The sequence below is a fragment of the Pelodictyon phaeoclathratiforme BU-1 genome (assembly GCF_000020645.1).
GTDB classification, from domain to species: Bacteria; Bacteroidota; Chlorobiia; order Chlorobiales; family Chlorobiaceae; genus Chlorobium; species Chlorobium phaeoclathratiforme.
The window spans coordinates 1,692,780-1,714,472 of the sequence record NC_011060.1 but is presented as its reverse complement, the minus strand read 5'-3'; the positions used below and the strand labels follow the sequence as shown (position 1 = coordinate 1,714,472).

General features: G+C 48.7%; 18 protein-coding genes and 2 tRNA genes. 7 read left to right on the top strand and 13 right to left on the bottom strand.

Annotated features, from left to right (window positions below):
* The first annotated feature begins 3 nt into the window (after positions 1–3).
* The 7 genes from purQ (at position 4) to PPHA_RS08015 (ending at position 7,510) form a co-directional block, all read left to right on the top strand.
* Entirely contained in the window at positions 4–708 is a 705-nt protein-coding gene (purQ, locus tag PPHA_RS08045) for a phosphoribosylformylglycinamidine synthase subunit PurQ (RefSeq protein WP_012508349.1), read from the top strand.
* Positions 709–788: 80 nt separating this feature from the next.
* A complete protein-coding gene (locus tag PPHA_RS08040; RefSeq protein ID WP_083765352.1) occupies positions 789–1,979 on the top strand; it encodes an MFS transporter in 1,191 nt (396 codons plus the stop codon).
* 65 nt (positions 1,980–2,044) lie between these two features.
* The gene (locus PPHA_RS08035; RefSeq protein ID WP_012508347.1) at positions 2,045–3,331 is read left to right on the top strand and encodes a YihY family inner membrane protein; all 1,287 of its coding nucleotides are present in this window, start codon (positions 2,045–2,047) and stop codon (positions 3,329–3,331) included.
* Positions 3,328–4,533: a DNA polymerase III subunit gamma/tau gene (dnaX, locus tag PPHA_RS08030; RefSeq protein WP_012508346.1), complete on the top strand. Its 1,206-nt coding sequence runs from the start codon at positions 3,328–3,330 to the stop codon at positions 4,531–4,533. Before PPHA_RS08035 ends, dnaX begins: the two co-directional genes overlap by 4 nt.
* A gap of 20 nt (positions 4,534–4,553) precedes the next feature.
* Positions 4,554–5,108, top strand: coding sequence for a DNA polymerase III subunit gamma/tau (locus tag PPHA_RS08025; RefSeq protein ID WP_223293883.1), 555 nt, complete (start codon positions 4,554–4,556; stop codon positions 5,106–5,108).
* A 99-nt stretch (positions 5,109–5,207) separates the two neighbouring features.
* Positions 5,208–7,013, top strand: a complete 1,806-nt coding sequence (gene aspS, locus PPHA_RS08020) for an aspartate--tRNA ligase (protein ID WP_012508344.1) — start codon at positions 5,208–5,210, stop codon at positions 7,011–7,013.
* A gap of 263 nt (positions 7,014–7,276) precedes the next feature.
* Positions 7,277–7,510, top strand: a complete 234-nt coding sequence (locus PPHA_RS08015; protein WP_012508343.1) for a VF530 family protein — start codon at positions 7,277–7,279, stop codon at positions 7,508–7,510.
* 142 nt (positions 7,511–7,652) lie between these two features.
* Here PPHA_RS08015 and PPHA_RS08010 read toward each other — a convergent pair whose 3' ends face one another.
* From PPHA_RS08010 to PPHA_RS07950, 13 genes are all read right to left on the bottom strand, one after another.
* Positions 7,653–9,062: a B12-binding domain-containing radical SAM protein gene (locus PPHA_RS08010; protein WP_012508342.1), complete on the bottom strand. Its 1,410-nt coding sequence runs from the start codon at positions 9,060–9,062 to the stop codon at positions 7,653–7,655.
* A gap of 99 nt (positions 9,063–9,161) precedes the next feature.
* The gene (locus PPHA_RS08005) at positions 9,162–9,614 is read right to left on the bottom strand and encodes a hotdog fold thioesterase (protein WP_012508341.1); all 453 of its coding nucleotides are present in this window, start codon (positions 9,612–9,614) and stop codon (positions 9,162–9,164) included.
* 46 nt (positions 9,615–9,660) lie between these two features.
* A tRNA-Gly gene (locus PPHA_RS08000) sits at positions 9,661–9,733 on the bottom strand.
* A 7-nt stretch (positions 9,734–9,740) separates the two neighbouring features.
* Positions 9,741–9,817, bottom strand: a tRNA-Met gene (locus PPHA_RS07995).
* 81 nt (positions 9,818–9,898) lie between these two features.
* Positions 9,899–10,630 (bottom strand): 2-C-methyl-D-erythritol 4-phosphate cytidylyltransferase, encoded by a 732-nt coding sequence (gene ispD / locus PPHA_RS07990; protein ID WP_012508340.1) that lies wholly within the window; start codon positions 10,628–10,630, stop codon positions 9,899–9,901.
* A gap of 23 nt (positions 10,631–10,653) precedes the next feature.
* Positions 10,654–11,694 (bottom strand): tRNA preQ1(34) S-adenosylmethionine ribosyltransferase-isomerase QueA, encoded by a 1,041-nt coding sequence (gene queA, locus PPHA_RS07985; RefSeq protein WP_012508339.1) that lies wholly within the window; start codon positions 11,692–11,694, stop codon positions 10,654–10,656.
* Positions 11,695–11,797: 103 nt separating this feature from the next.
* Positions 11,798–14,956, bottom strand: coding sequence for an HAD-IA family hydrolase (locus PPHA_RS07980; RefSeq protein ID WP_012508338.1), 3,159 nt, complete (start codon positions 14,954–14,956; stop codon positions 11,798–11,800).
* A gap of 32 nt (positions 14,957–14,988) precedes the next feature.
* On the bottom strand, positions 14,989–16,251 hold the full coding sequence (locus tag PPHA_RS07975; protein WP_012508337.1) for a hypothetical protein: 1,263 nt from the start codon (positions 16,249–16,251) through the stop codon (positions 14,989–14,991).
* Positions 16,252–16,384: 133 nt separating this feature from the next.
* Positions 16,385–17,038, bottom strand: coding sequence for a dTMP kinase (tmk, locus tag PPHA_RS07970; RefSeq protein WP_012508336.1), 654 nt, complete (start codon positions 17,036–17,038; stop codon positions 16,385–16,387).
* 57 nt (positions 17,039–17,095) lie between these two features.
* The gene (locus PPHA_RS07965) at positions 17,096–17,794 is read right to left on the bottom strand and encodes an SDR family oxidoreductase (RefSeq protein ID WP_012508335.1); all 699 of its coding nucleotides are present in this window, start codon (positions 17,792–17,794) and stop codon (positions 17,096–17,098) included.
* 14 nt (positions 17,795–17,808) lie between these two features.
* A complete protein-coding gene (locus PPHA_RS07960; protein ID WP_012508334.1) occupies positions 17,809–19,296 on the bottom strand; it encodes an amino acid permease in 1,488 nt (495 codons plus the stop codon).
* Positions 19,297–19,354: 58 nt separating this feature from the next.
* Positions 19,355–20,047: a zinc metallopeptidase gene (locus tag PPHA_RS07955; RefSeq protein WP_012508333.1), complete on the bottom strand. Its 693-nt coding sequence runs from the start codon at positions 20,045–20,047 to the stop codon at positions 19,355–19,357.
* A gap of 332 nt (positions 20,048–20,379) precedes the next feature.
* Positions 20,380–21,210, bottom strand: a complete 831-nt coding sequence (locus PPHA_RS07950; RefSeq protein WP_012508332.1) for a caspase family protein — start codon at positions 21,208–21,210, stop codon at positions 20,380–20,382.
* Positions 21,211–21,693 lie beyond the last annotated feature (483 nt).

Sequence of the window (21,693 nt, the reverse complement as noted above, 5' to 3'; positions counted from 1 at the left end):
ATTATGGCTGATGTAACTGTAGGAGTCGTTGTTTTTCCGGGTTCAAACTGTGATCATGATACGGAGTATGCTGTTGGTTCGTTCGACGGCATCAAGCCCGTCATGCTGTGGCATAATGATCATGATCTTCAGGGAGCAAAGGCAATTATTCTGCCTGGCGGCTTTTCCTATGGCGACTACCTTCGGGCTGGCTCAATTGCCCGCTTTTCTCCTATCATGCAGGAGGTGATCGATTTTGCCCGCAAAGGTTTTCCTGTGCTTGGCATCTGCAATGGATTTCAGGTGCTGCTTGAAAGCGGACTGCTTGAAGGCGCTCTTTCGCGGAATCGTGACAAAAAGTTTCTCTGTTGCCAGACCACGCTCAAAGCGGTGAACTGTTCGACCATTTTTACACAGAGATACCAGCCTGATCAACTGCTCAGCATTCCGATTGCACATGGTGAAGGCAACTATTTTGCTCCACCAGAAGTGATCGAAAGCCTTGAGGAGCATGAGCAGATTGTTTTCAGGTATGCCGACGCAGAGGGCAGGGTGACTGATGAGGCGAATCCGAATGGTTCCCTTCGCAATATTGCCGGTATTGTCAATCGCCAGGGCAATGTGCTTGGCCTGATGCCCCATCCCGAAAGGGCCAGCGAAAAGATGCTCGGATCGCTTGACGGAAGAGCGCTCTTTGAATCGCTCTTTCAGCATATTGCTGGAGTTTAGGGGAGGTGTTGCGAGAGAGGCAGAAATATAAAGTGTTTTCCTGGCTGCTCTTTGACTTTGCCAACACTTCCTTCAGCGTGATGATGGTCACCTTTGTCTTTCCGCTGTACTTCAAAAATGTTATCTGCAAAGGGGAACCTTCAGGAGATGCCCTGTGGGGTTTCAGCGTCAGTCTCTCGATGCTGCTGGTTGCCCTGATCTCTCCGGTTCTCGGGGCTGCAGCCGATTATTCCGGAAAACGGAAGCGTTTTCTTCTTTTTTTTACCCTTACCTCGATTGTTGCCACAGCTCTGCTCTCCTTTTCGGGCCCTGGAATGGCTTTGGTAGCTGTTCTGCTCTTCGTTCTTGCCAATATGGGTTTTGAGGGTGGGCTTGTTTTTTATGATTCCTATCTCAAGCAGCTTGCTTCTGCCAAGAGCATCGGAAGGGTTTCAGGGTACGGCTTTGCCATGGGATATCTTGGCGCCCTCTCCATTCTGCTGCTGGTTCAGCCGCTGCTCAGCAAGGGTATTGTTTTGTCCAATATGCCGAATGTACAGTTGAGCTTTTTGGTCGTTGCGATTTTTTTTGCTCTTTTTGCCGCTCCGCTTTTTCTGGTGCTGCGGGATGAAAAAAAAGGGGATAGGCCTGCAATTTCTTTTACTGCTATCCGTTGTTCTCTCAGGGAGGTGAAGTACACCGTTCAGCATATTATGAGCTATCCCGACCTTGCCCGTTTTCTCCTGGCCTACTTTTTCTACAATGATGCTATTTTGACCGTTATCGCCTTTTCGTCGATTTATGCCCAGAACACTCTTGGCTTTACGACTGGAGAGCTGATTCGGTTTTTTATGTTGGTGCAAACGACGGCCATTGCCGGTTCTCTTATTTTTGGTTTTGTGACTGATAAAATCGGGCCGAAACGTACCATTGTCATTACCCTCCTGATTTGGTTTGTTGTGGTTGTTGCGGCTATCTTTGCAGACAGCAAGGAGCTCTTTTTTTATACAGGAATGCTTGCTGGTATGTCAATGGGGTCATCCCAGGCGGCCTCCCGATCCATGATGACCAGGCTGACACCCCAGGAACATGTGACCGAGTTTTTCGGTTTTTATGATGGTACTTTTGGTAAGGCTTCGGCCATAGCGGGGCCTCTTGTTTTTGGATTGGTATCAGCTCAGGCTGGGAGCCAGAAAGCTGCACTTGCCTCTCTGCTGCTTTTTTTTATTCTTGGTTTGCTGCTGATGACGAGGGTCAGATCGGTTGGGAGCGGATCAACCCGTGTAACGTGACGTAATTGGCCTGGCAAAGCATTACCTTGCAGGATTGGGAGGCTTGCCAACAAAAAGAGGGGGAGATGGGAGAGAAGGAAAGAAGAGGGCAAAACCCCAAAACAGAGAGCAACGCTGTCGAATTGGTCTCCTGTATGCGTGTATTTATTCCTTTTTTCTGGAAAAATTTTATTCATGACAGAATTTTTCTTGGCGCTGGTTCGCTTGCATTTCAGACGCTTTTGTCTATTGTGCCAATCCTTGCCGTTATCCTTTCCATTCTGAATGTTTTTGTTGTCTTTACCCCCTTCAAGCGCTCTCTTGAAGATTTTCTTGTCCAGAATTTTATGCCTGGAGCCGGCAATGTGCTCAATCACTATCTGACTGATTTTATTGGCAAGACCGCCAGCGTGCCGATTCTTGGAGGGGTGTTCCTTTTTATCATTGCACTCTTTCTCATCTCAACGGTTGATCATACGCTCAATGAAATATGGGAAGTTCATGCGCCTCGCAAGGCCTTGCAGGGTTTTACCCTCTACTGGACAGTTCTGACGCTTGGGCCGGTACTTATTGGAAGCAGTCTTGCTGCCAGCTCCTATGTCTGGTATATGGTTTTTACCGATGGTCCTCTGCTTGAGCTGAAAACCCGCCTGCTCTCTTTTTTCCCCTTTATTAATTCCGTTGCGGCCTTTTTTCTGCTCTATATGCTGGTACCAAACCGTCGGGTCAGGTTTGTTCATGCCTTTTCCGGTGCGCTGCTTGCTGCGCTTCTTTTTGAACTCTCAAAGAGATGGTTTACTTTCTACATCACGCATATTGCAACGTTTGAACATATTTACGGAGCATTGTCGGTTATTCCGATGCTTTTTTTCTGGGTCTATCTTGGCTGGATTGTGGTGCTGACCGGTGCGGAATTTGTTTTTTGTCTTGGCGCGCTCAAACCAGTTGAGAGGATCGCCGATGTATTCAGCCCCTTGCGTGGAGTGCCCGAGATACTGTCGGTGCTTGCTCATATCTGGAATGGCCAGAAGAGTGGCAATGCCATGAATATGAAAAAAATGTTGAAGGTTATTGAGGGTCTCACTCCCTCCGGTTTAAGAAAGGTTATTGATATCCTGCTGCAGAACGGTCTGCTCCATGTAACTGTAAATGGTGATCTTGCAATCAGTCGCGATCTTTATACCATGACGCTCTACGATCTTTATGCAATAATACCCAGCGGATTCTGGGGTGATGAAAACGGTTTGCTGATTTCAGGAGGTAATAGCGTACATTTAAAAACAATCAGCAAGGGTGTTACGGAGTGTCTGAAAAACAGCATGGATTTGCCCCTTGCCCCTTTGTTAGAGGACATTAATCAACAGCCAGAATGAGTTATCAGGTTATAGCCCGGAAGTATCGTCCGGTAAAATTTGCAGACATTACCGCACAGGAGCATGTTACCCGCACCATACAGAATTCGCTTCGCATGGGCAGGGTTGGTCACGGCTATATTTTTTCGGGGTTACGCGGTGTTGGCAAAACAACAGCGGCAAGGGTTTTTGCCAAAGCGTTGAATTGCCAGAAGATGATGGAAGATGCTGAGTATCTGCAGCAGGTTACCGAGCCTTGCGGAGAGTGTGAAAGCTGCAGGGACTTTGATGCAGGTACCAGTCTCAATATTGCGGAGTTTGATGCCGCATCCAATAACAGTGTCGATGATATCCGTACGTTGCGGGAAAATGTCCGCTACGGGCCACAGAAAGGAACCTATCGGGTCTATATCATTGATGAGGTGCACATGCTCTCCATTGCGGCCTTCAATGCATTTCTGAAAACACTTGAGGAGCCCCCTCCTCACGCTATTTTTATTTTTGCCACTACGGAACTGCACAAAATTCCGGCAACCATTGCTTCCCGCTGTCAGCGGTTCAACTTCAAACGAATTCCGCTGGAGGAGATCCAGAAGCAACTGCAGTTTATTTGTGACGCCGAGCAGATAACGGTTGATGGCGATGCCTTGCAGCTTATCGGGCGTAAGGCGCAGGGTTCCATGCGCGATGCGCAGAGTATTCTTGATCAGGTTATCGCATTTTCAGCCGAGAATGATCATACAGGAAGTATCACCTATTCCGGTGTTGCTGAATTGCTGAACTACATCGATGATGAGCATCTCTTTGAGGTCACTGATGCCGTTGCAGAGCGCAATGCGGTCAAGATGCTTGACGTTGCACAGTTTGTCATCAGGAACGGTTATGACGAACAGGATTTTCTTGAAAAGCTGATTGAGCATTTGCGGAATTTTTTGGTGGTACAGAATCTCAGTTCCACCCGTCTGGTTGAACGCCCCGATGCAATCCGTGAACGTTACCAGCGCGATGCAGGAAATTTCTCTCCTTTTGCGGTTATGCAGATGGTCGATTTTCTTCTGCTGACCCAGAAAGAGCTGAAGTTTCAGTTCGAATACCAGTTCCGTTTTGAGCTTGCGCTGCTCAAGCTGATTGATATTGTGCACCCAGCTCCTGCGGCAGCTTTGCCAGCGGAACCACAGCCTCAACTGCAGGCTCAAAAAAAAAAGCACCTGACAAGCCCCTGAAAAGGCAGCCAGCTCCTGCTGTGTCACTTTCCGTGCCACCAACCTCATCTGCACCTCCGGTGAAGCCCTCAGAAAGTGGAGAGATTGATCTTGGTTCATGGCAAAAAAAGCTCTCAAATTTTGCTTCTAATCCCGAAACGAAGCGGCATCTTGTTTCCGCCTCCTCCGAAATCGTGCGTAACGATGCTGCCGGGGCTCTTGACTCCGTTGCTGATCTTGCAACACTCAGGGTGGAATGGCACCAGTTTCTTGAACATGTAGCCAAAAAAAACCGGAACTTCATGGCAATGCACCTGCAATCCTGCGAGCTTGTTGCATGCAGTGCTGGCGGAGTGCTCGATATCGCCTGTTGCCGAAAATTTTCCTATGAGGAGCTTCAGCAGGAAAGGTCGGTTTTGCAGCAGGAAATTTCAGAATTTTATGCCTTGCCACTCCAGCTTCGTATTCTCTATGATGCCGAAAAAGATGCCTGTACCAGGGAAAAGACGGTGTTTACCCTTTTTCAGGAACTTTCACAGAGCAATGAGGTCATCCGCTTTCTTGTTACCGAGTTTGGAGGAGAGCTTGTCTATTGAGACGACCCCTGCCCCCGGTTTTATAAATGAGAAAAAATTCTTCATATTCATGCTTTTAAGTTTTTACAATTTCACAATACAAAGGACTATAGGAATATTATGAGTAAAGCTGCAGGGAGCACGCAGACTCTGAAAAACCGGTTCCGCTCAGATTATTGCGGATTACTCTGTCCGGAGCGTGAGCATGGCTCCGTCAGGCTTGCCGGCTGGGTTCACAGAAAACGTGATCATGGGGGCCTTATATTTATTGATCTGAGGGATCATACCGGCATCAGCCAGCTTGTTATTCAGCCTGAGCAGCAGGAGCTCTTCGCAAAAGCTGAGCAATTGCATGTGGAATCGGTTATCTGTATTGAGGGTGTTGTGGTTCTTCGCGCTCCGGGAGCCATCAATTCCCGTCTCGCATCCGGCGAGATTGAGGTGGTTGTCAGTCAGATTACGGTCGAAAGTAATGCACATCCATTACCCTTTCCGGTAGCCGACGAGGTGGTGACTTCGGAAGAGCTGCGGCTGAAATACCGTTTCATTGATCTGCGCCGTGAAAAAATTCATGAAAATATCATTTTTCGCAGCCGATTGACTGCTGCTATACGCCGCTATCTTGAAGAACAGGATTTTATCGAAATCCAGACACCGATTCTTACTTCCAGCTCGCCAGAGGGTGCACGCGACTTTCTTGTGCCAAGCCGCCTTCATCCGGGTAAATTCTATGCACTGCCCCAGGCGCCCCAGCAGTTCAAGCAATTGCTCATGGTATCAGGTTTTCCCCGCTACTTCCAGATAGCCCCCTGTTTCCGTGATGAAGATGCCCGTGCTGACCGCAGCCCCGGTGAGTTTTATCAGCTCGATATGGAGATGGCCTTCATTGAGCAGAACGATCTCTTTACGATCCTTGAAGGGATGATTGAGCATCTTACCCGCACCATGTCGCACAAGCGGATCACGCAATTTCCCTTTCCGAGAATCAGTTATAAAGAGGTGATGAACCGCTTCGGTACCGACAAACCCGATTTGCGGATTCCTCTCGAAATCAGCGATGTTACGCCACTCTTTGTTGGTTCAGCCTTCAAAGTCTTTGCAAATAGTACGGTAGAAGGCTCCTGCGTCAAGGCACTTGTTGTCAAGGGTCGCGGCAATGAATCGAGGCTCTTTTACGACAAGGCAGAGAAACGCGCCAAAGAGCTTGGTTCAGGCGGTCTTGCCTATATCCAGTTCAGGGAAGAGGGACCAAAAGGGCCTGTGGTCAAGTTTCTTTCCGAAGCGGATCTTGCTACGCTCAAAGAGCACCTTGGCCTTGAGACCGGTGATGTGGTCTTTTTCGGGGCAGGGAAGTGGGAATCGACCTGCAAGATCATGGGCGGTATGAGAACCTACTTCGGCGATCTCTTTACGCTCGACAAGGATGAACTCTCCTTCTGCTGGATCGTTGATTTTCCCATGTACGAGTACAACGAGGAGGCCAAAAAGATCGACTTTTCACACAACCCCTTCTCCATGCCGCAGGGAGAGATGGAGGCGCTTGAAACCATGCCGCCTCTCGATATTCTTGCCTACCAGTACGATATCGTCTGCAATGGCATTGAGCTGTCAAGCGGCGCCATCCGCAACCACAAGCCGGAGATCATGTACAAGGCTTTTGGTATTGCCGGATACAGCCGCGAAGAGGTTGACGCACGCTTTGGTCACATGATCGAAGCCTTCAAGCTTGGCGCACCACCGCACGGAGGAATTGCTCCCGGTCTCGATCGCCTCGTCATGATCCTCTGCGACGAGCAGAACATCCGTGAGGTCATCGCCTTCCCAATGAACCAGCAGGCGCAGGATCTCATGATGGGCTCACCATCAGAGGTGACGCCCGTTCAGCTCAAGGAGCTGCATCTGAAGGTGGAGTTACCGAAAAAATGATTGACCGTTGACGATGGATAATTGACAACGAAAATGTGGTGATGGCAGGTTGGAGGGGAGTCTCTGTATTGGGACGATCCCTCCAGCCTTTTCGTTTTGTGTCTGTGGTTATCTTTACGAATCGAAGGATGTCCTTTCCGCCAAAGGCCATTATAACGACAAATAACCCGTTATAACAGATCAAGTAAACCACTGCATTGACTGCTTGTAAGATTTACAGTAAAATAATCTAATGTATAAGGATACGTGGAGAGTATCAAAATATGAATGATCACCCAAATAATCCACTGCATGGATTAACTCTTGAAAAAATACTCTGTGATCTGGTAAATCATTATGGCTGGGAAGAACTCTATAAAATGATAGAAATTCGTTGTTTTTATAATGATCCAAGTATTAAATCGAGTTTGAAATTCTTGCGAAAAACAAACTGGGCAAGGGAAAAAATTGAAGAAATATATATTGACTTGATTGCTCAAGAAAAGAAAGAACTGTAAGGGTAAGCGTTGCGATTGAAGCAAATATCAAGCATCGATACCATTGCCTTTCTGAAACTCATCAACTTGGGCAAGAACGAGATTTCCGAAGGGAAATTTCAGAATGCTGAGGTTTTTTTTTAAGCCCAGCACCCAATACCCCTCAGTAATAATATTCCGGCGTCAGCTTGCTGGTGAAGCGGTTCATAGCGTAGTTGGCGAGCCAGACCCAGTTGAGCGGTTTGCCTGCCATGCGCTGCATGATGGCGCCTCCCTTGTAGACCTCTTTCTGGAGCTTGACAAAGTTTGAGAGCATTTTTTCGCCAGTCATGTTGGTTGGCTCGAACATGTAGTGGTAGGTGTCGTACTTGTCCCAGTCGAAATGGCGGATGCGGGGCTTCATTTCATCGAAATAGGGTGTTCCGGGGAAGGGGGTGACCAGTGAAAATACCGGAAACTCGATCTTGTTTTTCATGATGAAGTCGTAGGTGAGCTGGAAGCTCTCTTCGGTGTCGTTGTCGAAACCGAACATGAAGTATCCCTGGATGGCAATTTTGTTTTTATGGAGATTGCTTACAACCTGTTCATAGTTGCTGAGACGGTTGGAGCCCTTGTGGAGGGTTTTCAGGGTTTCCGGATTGAGCGATTCAAACCCGATGCTGAGCAGATCGCAGCCGGAGCGGCCAGCAAGTTCGGCAACTTCGGGTTTGTCGAGAAAGTTCATGGAGATATTGGCGTTCCAGTGTACGCCAAGCTTGGCCATCTCTTCAAGCAGGGTCATGAAATACTTGGGACGGAAACTGATGTTGTCGTCCATGAAGGAAAAATTGACATTTTTCTTCCCAACCCGCTCCTGATGGTAACGCATCTCATCGAGTACCAGGTCAAGCTCGCGGTAGCGGTAGTTCTTGCCGTAAATGGTTGGTGTTGTGCAGAAGTTGCACCCGACAGGGCAACCCTTTGTTGCAAGCAGGGGAATGCGTGAGCTGTATTTTTTCGAGCTTTTTGATGAAAGGGCATAGCTGAAATCGGGGCGGTGCATGTCGCTCATCGACTTTAGCTCCTTTGCCCGGTATACCTGCTGCATTTTGCCTTTCAGCACATCAGTGGCAAGTTCTGTCCAGATGGACTCAATTTCACCGTAGACCACGCTGGTGCAGTGCAGGGAGGCCTCTTCGTTCAGCATGGTGGGATGGACTCCGCCGAGGATAACGGTTTTGCCCTGTTTTAATGCCCTGTCGCCGATCCGGTAGGCTTGTGATGCGTTGAGTGTTCGCGAGGTGATGGCTATGACATCAAATCCGGAAAAATCTTCAGGAATCTTGTCTCCAAGCCGCTCATCGATAAAGGTGACGTCAAAGAGCGTTCCGACGATGGTGGCAACCATAATCAGGTTTAACGGCATACTGACCGTACCGGAATCGACCATCATGCTGGTGTTGCTTACCGGCTGGATGAGAAGCCATTTCTTGCGTGATTTTTGCTGTGCAGCAAGCTGGTGGAGAAGTTCCTCGGAACTATTTGAGGCGGTGTCGAGCGGCGAGACGAGAGTTTCTGATTGTATGATTTGCATACCCTGAAATCTGCAATAAATGTGAAAAACTTCTACGACTGTGAAAAATTTCTACGCTGAATGAAATAAATGTATTAAAAAAATAGCAAGAGTCACTATTTATTGAGGGAGCGGAGCTTTTTTCAGGACAGCAACGGTAAAGCGGCTGACGCAGGTAAGTTTACCCTCCTCATTTTTTACTCTGATATCCCATACCTGTGAGCTTTTTCCAAGATGCAGGGGAGTTGCCGTAGCGTAGACAAAACCGCTCCTGACCGGACGGATATGGTTTGCATTGATCTCTTGACCGACAATGTAAAAAGAGTTACGGTCAACGCAGTAAGAGGCGGCAATGCTTCCGACGGTTTCAGCCAGAGCCAGTGAGGCTCCCCCGTGAAGAATTCCGATACGCTGTATGGTACGATGATCGACGGGCATTTTTGCCGTCATGAAGTCAGGTCCGATTTCGGTCATTTCAATACCGAGGTGGCGGGCCATCTGGCCATCAATGATTTGTGTGGTATTGATCTCTTCAACAGTTACCGGACCAAAAAAAACAGAGGATTGAGTCATAATTGGTACACTGGAAAAAGAGATTAAATATTGCCCACTGACTTTGAGCGGGTGACGAGATTCGAACTCGCGACATTTTGCTTGGGAAGCAAACACTCTACCAACTGAGTTACACCCGCTTTACAGTGGTGGTGAGAGAGGGAGTTGAACCCTCGACCTCAGGGTTATGAATCCTGTGCTCTAACCAACTGAGCTACCTCACCATTTTACCGGCTGAAAATATACTATAGGCTTCAGGAATAAACAAGCCGAGATGATGTTTTATTTGTTCTTTTTTTGCGGTGTTAACTCCGTGTTGAAATCTGGCTGAATATCGCCTCGGCAACGGGAATATCTTCCGGTGTCGTAATTTTGATATTGTGATAGCCGGTTTCAAAAATTTTTACGGGTTGTTCAGGAAAAAAACGCTCGACCAGCGCAGCGTCATCGGTTGCATACCACCCTTCCAGTTCTGCCTGCTCATGCGCCTGGATCAAGAGGTTGCTTTGAAAACCCTGGGGAGTTTGTACCTGGAGAAGTTTGCTGCGGTCAAGGGTTTCACCAAAAAACTCCGGATTCTCCCCGACATACTTGATCGTGTCTTTTGGCCTGTTTGCCGGAACACAGGCGCCATACTGCATGGAGAGGCGCGCAATTTCATCAATCTCTTCAGAACGAATAAAGGGGCGTGCACCATCATGAACCAGAATGATCTCTGCAGAAGCACCTGTCAGGCGTTTTTCTTCCTCAATGGCACGGATGCAGTTGTAAACGGAATCCTGTCGCTCTTTTCCGCCCTCGATAATGGCTTTCAGCTTACTGAAACCCGAGGCAGCAGCAAGTTCTTCGAGTATGCTCCTGTTCTCCAGCCTGGTGGCAATATAGATGGCTTTAACCGAAGAGGCCATCTGAAAAGCCTTCAGGGTATGGTAGATAACCGGAAACCCTCCGACTTCAAGTAACTGTTTGCTCTCACCCTCCCTGAGCTGCATCCGTTTTCCGATACCGCTTGCGGCTATAATGGCTGTTGCTTGCATAAAAGGTCAAGTACTTTCACTGGTTAATGAATGAACATGGCATCTCCATAGGCCAGAAACTGGTAGTCCTCCTTGAGCGCGGTTTTATAGGCTTCCATCAGGAGGCGGTGTTCTGCAAAAGCGCTTACCGTCATCAGCAGTGTGGTTTCAGGTTGCTGGAAATTGGTCAAAAGCGCATCGGTTACCTTGAACTGGTAAGGGGGATAGATGAACTTGTCGGTCCAACCCCTTCCAAACTTGATCTTCCCGTCAACCGTAGCATTGGCTTCAAGCACTCGGCATGTTGTTGTTCCAACAGCAATAACCCGTCCTGTTTTGTTGACCTTGGTTTCATTGATCTCCATGGCCGTTTGATAGGGGATATTAAAGTATTCAGAATCCATCTTGTGCTTGGAGACATCCTCAACCTCAATAGCATTAAAGGTGCTCAAACTCGGATGGAGGGTGATCGGCAGGATTTTTACCCCTATTTTCTGGATTTTTTGCAGGATAGGCATGGTGAAATGCAGTCCGGCCATTGGAGCTACAACAGCGCCGGTCTCGGAGGCGTAGACGGTCTGATAGTTTTCCTTGTCTGATTCACGGGGTGGACGGGTGAAGTAGGGGGGCAGGGGAATATTGCCGATGCGTTCGACGAGACTGAAAACATCGATGTCTGGATTGAGGAACCTGATGGTTCTTCCCCGTGAAGTGGTGTTGTCAACAACTTCAGCAACCACATCCTCCTCAAAGTAGATCTTGTTGCCAACTCTTACTTTGCGTGCAGGATCAACCAGAACATCCCACAATCCAGCCTCTTTATTGAGCACTCTGAGCAGGAAGACTTCAATTTTTGCATCAGTCTTCTCTTTCTGACCAAAGATTTTTGCGGGGAAGACCCTGCTGTTATTCAACACAAGCAGATCCCCTTTTTTAAAATAGGAGACGATATCTTCGAAGACTTTATGCTCGATGTCTTTTTTTCGCCGGTTCAGTACCATCATTTTGCACTTCCCTCTCGGCGAAGCAGGTTCATCGGCTATTTTTGTTTTGGGCAGGGTATATCGAAAGTTGGACAGGCGCATAGGATCTTCAATAGGTCAAAAACAGTGTGAGACTTCAAATTTGAATATAAAGCAGAAAGCTGGCCTTGATACCAGCTTTCTGCTTTTTTTATTCTTTTTTTGCTCAAGCGGAGTGGTATGCAACTCCTTTCCTGAGGGTGATATGCTGTCCGGCAATACATGCGAGGGCTTCATCTCCCTCGGCTTCGACCAGCGTGACAACGATATCATTCGGTGCAATGGTCATGATATAGCGATTTTTCCTGAAACAGACGCTTAGTGAAAGCTTTTTCCACTGCTCAGGCAGGTTTGGATGCACATTGAGTTTTTCGTTATAGAATGAAATACCGGCAAAATAACGAATAACAGTGTCGAGCGTTCCAGCCATGACGCCACAGTGAATGCCCTCTTGGGTTGTGCCGCCCTGGGTATCCTGAATATCGCTCTTGAGGGCTTCGGAGAACCATTTCCATGCCATTTCATGACCATCTTCCAGATAGCTTGAGATGATGCTGTGAACCACCTTGCTCAAGGTTGAACCATGACTTGTCCGTGGTTCATAATAGGCATAATTGTTTCTGACAAAGGTCAGGGCATCGGGTACCGTATACCCGATTTTTTCGAGCAACTCGGCTACCTCACCGGGTGAGAGCGTATAAAAGGTCATCAAAACATCAGGTTGTTTGGCAACCTTGTACAGATCGGGCGAATCACCCTCGGCTTTCAGTATCCTGTCCATACGGTGGATGTTGCCGTACCGTGAGCGGTAGTGACGCCAGTCAAGCTCTTTAAGGCTCTTGTATCCTTCAAACTGCTCCAGTACACCATCCTGATCAATCAGGATATTCATGTGGCTGCTGATTTCCCGCCATTTCTTCAGCTCATCAAGGTCAAGATCAATCTTCGACATCAATCCTTCAAGCACAAGAGGATCAATTTTATCACCGATTTCAGCGGCTTTGTCGAAGAGCCAGATCGCCATGATGTTGGTGTAGGCATTGTCTTTCAGTCCCTCTTTGCCACTATCGGGCAGCGCTTCATGAAATTCATCAGGCCCCATTACCCCTTCAATATGGTACTTGCCGCTCTCGGTCGAATATGAGGCAATCGAAGCCCAGAAACGAGCAATTTCAAACATCAGTTCAGCGCCATACTCATTGAGGAACTGCGTGTCGTCGGTGTCATAGATGTAGCGCCAGACATTGTAGAAGACCGCAATAGAAACATGTCGCTGCAGACGGCTGAGGTCAGGACCCCAGCTACCGCTCTTCGGGTTAAAATGGATGATCTGCGTATCTTCGCGGCCATCATCGGCAGTCTGCCATGGGAACATTGCTCCCTTGTAGCCATTTTCACTCGCATACTCCCTTGCTGCATCAAGCCGATTGTATCGGTAGAGCAGAAGAGCCTTTGAGATCTCGGGGAAGTGGCGGTTGAAAAAGGGCAGAATAAAGATCTCATCCCAGAAAATATGTCCACGGTAGGCCTCACCGTTCAGTCCACGGGCCGGCATACCGGCATCAATGGAGGGATTGTGCGGCGAAGCGGTGCACATCATGTGATAGGTGTGCAGGCGGAGCAATTTCTGGCTGTAGCGGTCGCCCTCAATAACCAGATCAGCCTTTTTCCATATTTTCTCCCAGGCATCATTATGCGCCTTGAAGAGCGAATCGAAAGAATCTTCGCTTTGCAGGGAAAGGCGGGTGGCTTTCAGTGGATCGACACTTTTTGCATCAAGAGAGGTATGAATGGCGGCCAGTTTTTCAATGGTGCAGCCTTTGTTCGGATTGAGCGAGAGTTTGAAGAGCTCTCCGATGTAGCGATTGTTGTTCAATGTTACCCTTTCGACAACCGCAGGCTTGCCATGGCATAAAATTCTCGTTTTTGTGCCGGTCACAATATCGTAATGCGATACATTGGTGCGTACATGAAGCAGCATGAGCTGATCTTCCGAGAGACTTTCCACCTGCTCCAGATGATCGTTTGTCAGCTCATTGTATCGCGCAACATTCTTGTTCTTAATCCTTCCGTCAATTGCTGAGCGGAACTCTATTTCCGCACTGTAATTGACCGGTTTCAGGGTGAACTTGAGCGCGCAGCGGTGCGGATCGTCCATGCTCGCAAATCGGCGACTGCTGATGCTTGTTATTCTTCCAAGGTTGTCCTGAATGACGAGATCCCGTTCCATGAGGCCGTTGCGCAGACTCATGTTCTGGCGATAGCTGAGTATCTTTTGCCCCAATGGTTCAATGAACTCTCCACCCCCTATCCTGAATTCGATGGGAAGCCAATTTGGGGTATTGACAAAATCATTGTTGAAAACGGTTTGACCATGAACCTCCGAGGGTACCCTGTTGAAAATTCCGGCAATGTAGGTGCCGGGATAGTGATGGTTGGTACAGGAAGAGCTTTCATAGGCTCCTCTTACGCCAAGGTAGCCATTGCCGCACGAGGTCAGTGTCTCACGAAGTTTTTCATCTTTGGCAGAATAATCGGTATAGGTCAGGTTCCACCCGTCAAACTCAAGTCCCTTCTTGAACCAGCGCTCAATCTCTTCATAGGTGATTTCGCCAAGGTCACTGACAACAATATCAGCGCCCTGCTCCTTCAGTTTCGATCCTTCGATGTCACGGGCAATACCGAGCACCAGACCGAAATTGCCTCGGGAGCCAGCCTGAACGCCGGAAATGGCATCCTCAACAACCACACATTCGTGTGGTTCCAGACCGAGGTTTTTGGCCGCCATGATAAAAATATCAGGATTGGGCTTTCCCTTCAGGCCGAGCTGAATGGAGACCTCTCCATCCACACGGGTCTCAAAAAGATGTTCAAGTTTGGCAAGCTTCAGGATGAGCTGGCAGTTGCAGCTTGATGAAGCGATACCAATTTTAATCCCCTTTGAGATGAGGACGTGGATCAGGTCAATTGATGAGGTATAGACCTCAGGCCCTTCCTTGATGAGAATTTCGGTGAAAAGGCTGTTTTTGCGGTTGCCAAGACCGCAGACGGTATCTTTTTCCGGGATATCGTCCAGTTCGCCATAAGGGAGCTCAATGTCACGTGAAGCGAGAAAGCTTTTGACTCCCTCCATTCTTGGTTTGCCGTCTACATACTTGTGATAGTCGTGGGCCGGGTCGAAAGGGAAGTACGTTTCGTCGTTTAATTCCGCATAATTTTTGAGGAAGTAATTAAACATCGATTCCCATGCAAGGCTGTGTACTTTTGCCGTGCCAGTGATCACCCCATCAAGATCGAAAATTGCGCCTTTGAAGATGTTGCTCATACCATTAAAAAATTATCATGTTGTGTATCGTATTACAGGGAAAGCAGTCCAAGGATGGTGAGGAGGATGTCGGGGTAAGGTACCGTATAGCTGTTCGGGCAGATCTCCCGGATCTGCTGTTTCAGCTTCTCATCCCTCGTTACAAAAATTGCACAAACATCATCAAACATTTCAACAGCTTTTTTCAGCATGGGAATGTCGGAAGGGGTATCGCCACAAACAAGGGTTGACCCTTTTGTTTCGCCCATTCCCAGTTTGCTGCAGATAAAGGAAAGTCCGTCACCTTTGTCAAAATCCTTGATGGGCGATTCGCTGGAATCAACATCAATTGTCAAAATGATTTCGATGTCAAGGCCAGTATCTTCAATCCTGAAGTTACGACCGCTCGGGTCAATTTCACGGACAATCCCTTTTACCTTCTCAAGAAAAGCGGCAGACTCGTCATCCTTGATCGAGTGGCTGATATCCTGGCGGGCAACGGTGGTCTGGCCAAACTTGATCTGCAGGGCAGAACCGATGAAGTTAAATTTCTCGAAATCCTGTTCCTGAAGGAGCACGAGCATTCGATCGTTCAATAAATTGATCAATCGCTGCTTTCGTTCTTCAATGGGGAAACTGTTGAATTCACCATCGAGATCAATGAACTCCCTGCCTTTCGAACCGGCGTAAATAAACGTGTTACTTGGATTGATTGAAACATTCAGGATGCCAAAATCTTTCAGGGGAGCAGAGGTGATGATGATGGGGTAGTTACAGCGGTTTTTGGCAAATCGGGTGAGGAACACCGAGTTATAGATGGGCTGTACCGATGAGCGATACCGTCCGCAGTAGTTGTTGGTTGTTCCGTCACGGTCAGTGATAAAGGCGTCAAAGTGCTTTCCCTTGAGCATGGCAACTCCCTTGTTGACATAGTCCCGGAAATCGGGAATAAATTTTGCAAGGTAGTCGATGAACTTGTCCTCACCATATTCCAGATAGTAGATATCTTTCTGGAGCTCCCGTATCTCATAGGTCAGATCCACATGAATCTGTTTCAGTCCGTCAAGCCGCAGGAGCCGATACCCGGTATCGTCATCAATATAGATGGTTTCAAGCGAGTAAAGTGCATTTTTCAGCGACTCTACACATGCCTGCCCCACAACCCTCTGCTTGATAATGTTATTGACTACCGGAGCCCGAAGTTCACGGGTTTCTGCCTTGAGTTGGTAGAGTTCTTTCAGGGTTCGGATATCCTGTAACGAGATCGAGGTGGCAAAGGTGTTCAGTTGACGCTCTTTAAGAATACTCTCGTGCATGTGTGACCGATAAGGGAGTGATGGTGGTGTAAAATGTACCGCAATCTAATCAAATTCTTTCAGAATCCGGTAGAAAACTTTCACAATAAACCGGTTCTTTTTACCTCTCTGGATGTAACGGGGTATTTTTGATTCATACAGGGTTCAGAAAGGAGGGAAAGCGCTCCCCGAGAAGAGCAAGGATCTTGCCGTGAATGACCGCTACTGGGTCAAGAGCGTTTAATTGGACAAAACGCCGGTTTTCGAGTTGTTTAATGTCGAGGTAGCCACGCCGTACATTGCGGTAAAATTCAAGACCCGAACGCTCCATACGGTCAAGCTCCTCGCCCTCAAAAGCCAGAGGGATAGAGGTTTTTGAATATTTTCTCTTCAGAGCCTCTTCAGGCTCCAGATCAAGATAGAAGGTGATATCAGGAGTAATGCCGCAGGTCGAAATTGCGATGATGGAGCGGAGCAACTCCATGTCGATACCACGGCCATATCCCTGATAGGCGGTCGTAGAGTCAAAAAAACGGTCAAGAATAATTGTTTTTCCACTGGCAAGGGCTGGCCGGATAACCTCCTGAACCAGTTCCGCCCTCGATGCTGAAAAAAGAAGCAGCTCACCCACCGGGGTAATTCCATGAGAGCTTTCAAGCAGGATCTGACGAATTTTTTCGGCTACGGTGGTGCCGCCAGGTTCTCTCAAAACAACAGCCTCAATTCCCTGGAGGCCAAGGGCATGGACAAGCTCTTTTATCTGGGTTGATTTGCCTGCGCCATCGATTCCTTCAAAGGTTATCAGCATAAAGTGTTGCAAAGAAGTTGCATTCGTTTCAAAAATGTACCGGAAGACGCCATCATTTCAATGGGGCTGACCTGTCGGGCGGATCAGGATTTCATTGACATCAACATGCGCGGGCTGACTGACGGCATACATGACTGCGCGGGCAATATCATCCGGCTGAAGTTCTGCGGTGCAGGGTTTTTGCAGAGCCTCCCAGAAAGGGGTATCGACAACTCCGGGTTCAACAAGGGTGACGCGCACCCCGGTTTCCGCCATCTCATTGCGGATAGCCTGTGCCATGCCGGTGATAGCCCATTTTGTTGCTGAATAGAGGTTCCTGATGGAGGTGATACGTCCCACTACAGAGCCGGTAATCAGCAGGTGACCCCTGTTTTTTACCAGTTCAGGAAGGGTCAGCCGAGCCGTGGCTGCAGCGCCATAGACATTGACCATCACCATCTCTTTCCACTCTTCAGGCTTATCCTCTCCGCCATAAAAGGTTGAGCCCTTCGAAAAGCCAGCGTTTGCAAAAACCACATCAATTCGTCCGAAGTGTTTCAGGGTCGTTTCTACCATTGTTTGCTGCGACTGCCAGTTTGCAACATCACAGGTTATGGCAAGAGCCCTCTCAGGGCCCAGTTCTGCCTGCAATCGTTCAAGCTTTTCGGTAGAACGGGCGACAAGCGCCACCTTGAATCCCGCTTCCACAGCACGCCTTGCTGTTGCTTCACCGATACCGGTTGATGCCCCGGTAATAAGAAATACCTTGTTTTTCATCGTGCTGTTTTGACTCAGGGTTTGATGGCGTTCAGGGCGCTGTGTTTGCGTCCATAAAAAAAGTAGATCACAAATCCGAGAAGCAGCCAGACAATCAGCCTCAGCCAGTTCTCCGCAGGGAGGGAAAACATCAGCAGAAGGCAGGTGAAAATGCCCGCAAGAGGCACAAAGGGTACCAAGGGCGCTTTGAAAGGGCGCTCAGCTTCAGGGTTTGTTTTTCTCATGATCAGTACAGCGCTGCAGACGACAACAAAGGCAAAGAGCGTGCCGATATTGACCAGCTCGGCAAGCAGGCGCAAAGGGAGTAATCCGCCCAGCAAGGCGACAAAAAAACCGGTCAGGATAGTTGATTTCCAGGGCGTCCTGAATTTTTCATGAATAGAGGCGAAAAATGATTTCGGCAACAACCCGTCACGTGCCATGGCAAGAAAAATCCTCGGCTGGCTGAGCATCATGACCAGCAAGACCGATGTGATGCCGGTGATGGCCCCCAGCGAAATAAGCAATTGCGCCCAGCCGATTCCAACCTGCATGAAAGCATTGGAGACAGGAGCATCAATACTGATCTGGTTGTAGGGAACCATGCCGGTCACGACTGCGGCTACGGCAATATAGAGGATCGAGCAGATGACCAGCGAGCTGATAATGGCTATCGGAATATCGCGCTGGGGATTTCTTGCCTCCTCGGCATGGGTTGAAATGGCATCGAAGCCAATATAGGCGAAAAAAATCATGGCAGCCCCGGCAAGCACCCCTACAGGTGCGCCCCCAAGACCTGGTTCACCAAGAACGGTATGGCCGAAAACACTCAGTCCTGAATAGCCGAAAGGGGCAAAGGGTGTCCAGTTTGCAGGATTGACGTACCTTGCACCAAGCACGATTACCAGCAGCACAATAGCCACCTTCACAAGAACCATCCCGGCATTGAAGCGGGCGCTCTCCTTTATTCCCTTGACAAGTACCACCGTAACGGCAAGGGCGATGAGTACTGCAGGCAGATCAAACCAGGCTCCGGTCAGGCTCATCAGACCGGTATCCGGGTCGAAGTCGAGCGGCGCATTGGAGAAGAGTTTGGGAATACCGATACCGAATATCCCGATGAAATCCTGAAAGTACTTCGACCATCCATGCGCAACCGTTGCCGAAGCTACGCCATATTCAAGAATCAGATCCCAGCCGATTATCCAGGCAAAGAGCTCGCCAAGGGTAGCATAGGCGTAGGTATATGCCGAACCCGCAACCGGCACCATCGAGGCAAATTCTGCATAACAGAGCGCGGCAAAAATACAGGCAAGGGCTGCAATTGCAAAAGAGAGTGTGACCGCCGGACCAGCCTTGTCGTGAGCAGCGACACCGATAAGCACAAAGATACCGGTTCCAATGATGGCGCCAACACCAAGCCCGGTCAGGGCAACCGGCCCCAGAATCCTGTTCAGCCGATGTTCGCCATCCATCTCTCCCAGCAGCAGTGAAAGCGGCTTTTTCCTGAAACTGTTTTTCAAAGGTATTTTGGTAAGTGGTTGGTTATGCTCTTCGCTTTTACAAAAACAGCTATCCCGCTTACGAATTACGGCGGTTCATGATCGTGAGAAAATAGACCAACTGCATGATAGCCTGCGCCGCAGCGGCAACATAGGTGAGTGCAGCCGCATCCAGCACCGCATTGACTCCCTGCATCTCAGCGGGCGATACAATTCCCTGCGAGACAAGCAGCTCTTTCGCACGTCGGCTTGCATCGAACTCAACCGGAAGGGTTACCAGTGCAAAGAGGGCTGTAGCGCCAAAGAGGATGATACCCGCCCAGGCAAGTGTTGTTCCTATGGTTCCGGCAAGAAACATACCGGCCATAAAAATAATGGGGCCAAGGTTGCTTCCGATAGAGACTGCAGGCACCATGATCGAGCGCAACTGCAGTGGCAGATATCCCGTTTTATCCTGCAGGGCATGGCCCGCTTCATGAGCGGCAACACCAACAGAGGCAATGCTCGGAAGACGGTACACCTCGTCACTCAGGCGAAGCGCCTTGTGGTGAGGGTCGTAGTGGTCGGAAAGCATTCCATGAGCCGTTTCAATGGTCACATTTCCAAGTCCGCCACGCTGAAGAATGCGCCGGGCTGCTTCTGCGCCGTTGATGCCACTCTGGGTTCTTACCTGTGAATACTTTTTAAAAGCAGACTTTACCTTGAATTGAGCCCACAAACCAAGAAGCATGGGGGGCAGGGCAAAAACAAAATACAAAGGATCAAAATACATGGAATTCAATGATTATCGTTGTGTCAAGTATACGTAACAATGGTTTACATCGGATGCATGAAAACAATGAAACCTATGCATAAGTTTCATGAATAGCAAGAGGTAAGAGCGCGGTTTGACGTATTGCCATTACCGCAAGGATTCCAGGCCGCCCGGTGCCTGCTCCTTATGCCGTTGCGTTGCGATTTGTTCGCTCTCTTCTGCTCATGACCGGGCTTTCCATTTCAGATTTCATGCGCGACGCAAAGGTAAAAACAAGAGGGGCCGTCGCAGGTAATTCGCTCTTGCCCCTCTTGTTAAAGCCACTCTTGATGGAGTTGTAATTCTACACCTTACCCGATTTGCACTTTACGCTTCGTTGCCTCGCATTCGAGTTGAGGAATCTGGCTGTATTTTCCTTTCTTTAGGTCTGCCCGGACTTTGGTAAGTAAATCTGCCCGAGAGAGAGAGTTCTTGCAGGCATTCATCTCCTTGCAGAAATAGTAGGTGAAGGCACCATGCCAACTGCCACCAATTTTGGCATCAGCACTGGTCTGGTCGGCACGGCAGCCAGCCCAAAGGATGTTATGAACCATCCCTTTTTCAAGCATTCCATGACGAAGTCCGCGAGAACGCTTGCTCTCCACCTCTTCGAATGCCTCCAGAGAAGGAGGTGGCAAGTAACGCGGTGTGCGATCGAGCAGCATGTCAATGGCCTTCAAACCGGTTCCACTGTGGCAGGTATCGAGATAGACCTCCAAAAGCACATTGGCTGGCAATTGAATAAAAAGATCACGCAGTTCATCATCGAGGATGACGTGATTTGCATCCCACTGGCCGCCAGCCTGAGCAAGGTCGTGAGGACAGAATGCCTCGTCGGCACGATCCGGTTCATCACCGCTCAGGTCAGGAACCTGTGTACCATGGCTTGAGAGGCTGAACACCAGATAGGAGTACTTTCCCGCCTTTGCACCATCAACCATAGCCTTAAGGTTACTAATGATGGTGGCTTTCGTTGCCTGGGCGTCGGTCAGCACGGTAATGTCGCTGCCCTGAAAACCAAGTAGTTTCTGCAGCAACGCCGACATATCATGAGCGTCGTTCACACAACCCTGCAATGCAGCGCTTGGATAGTTCTTGAAGTTGTTAATTCCAACACACAAAGCTTTTTTGCTTGTAGCCATGATTATGCTCCTGTTTAATGGACTCTATCTTTTCTTCCTGGTGTAAGTTGCCGCGCCTGATCATTATCGGCAATCCACAGGGAAGTTACAGAAATTATAACCCAAACAAGAAGAGAGAGCGTGCCCTGAAACAGCTTTTATAATTTCGGGGAAGCCTTTTCACTCGCACTGCAAACACCCTCCGCTCTCCAGCAGAAGGGCAAGATCATCAGCATCATCTTTCATCTGCCAACAATCAAGGAGCGCATCAGTGGACCAATCAGGGTTCATACCGGCTCAGGAGGCTTCCGGCGACTCTGGTACTGCGGTGAGTTGATGATGCCAGCCTGCAACGCAAGAAAGAGGTTTTAAGGGCATGAATGTTCTTGTTTGAGTGAAGGCGCAACCCGGGAGTAAGTTATAAGCTGTGTTGGAGAGTGACAAAATCAATATATTCTTGATGGAGAGGAGGGATGCGTGGATTGGACATTGATAGAGAAAATC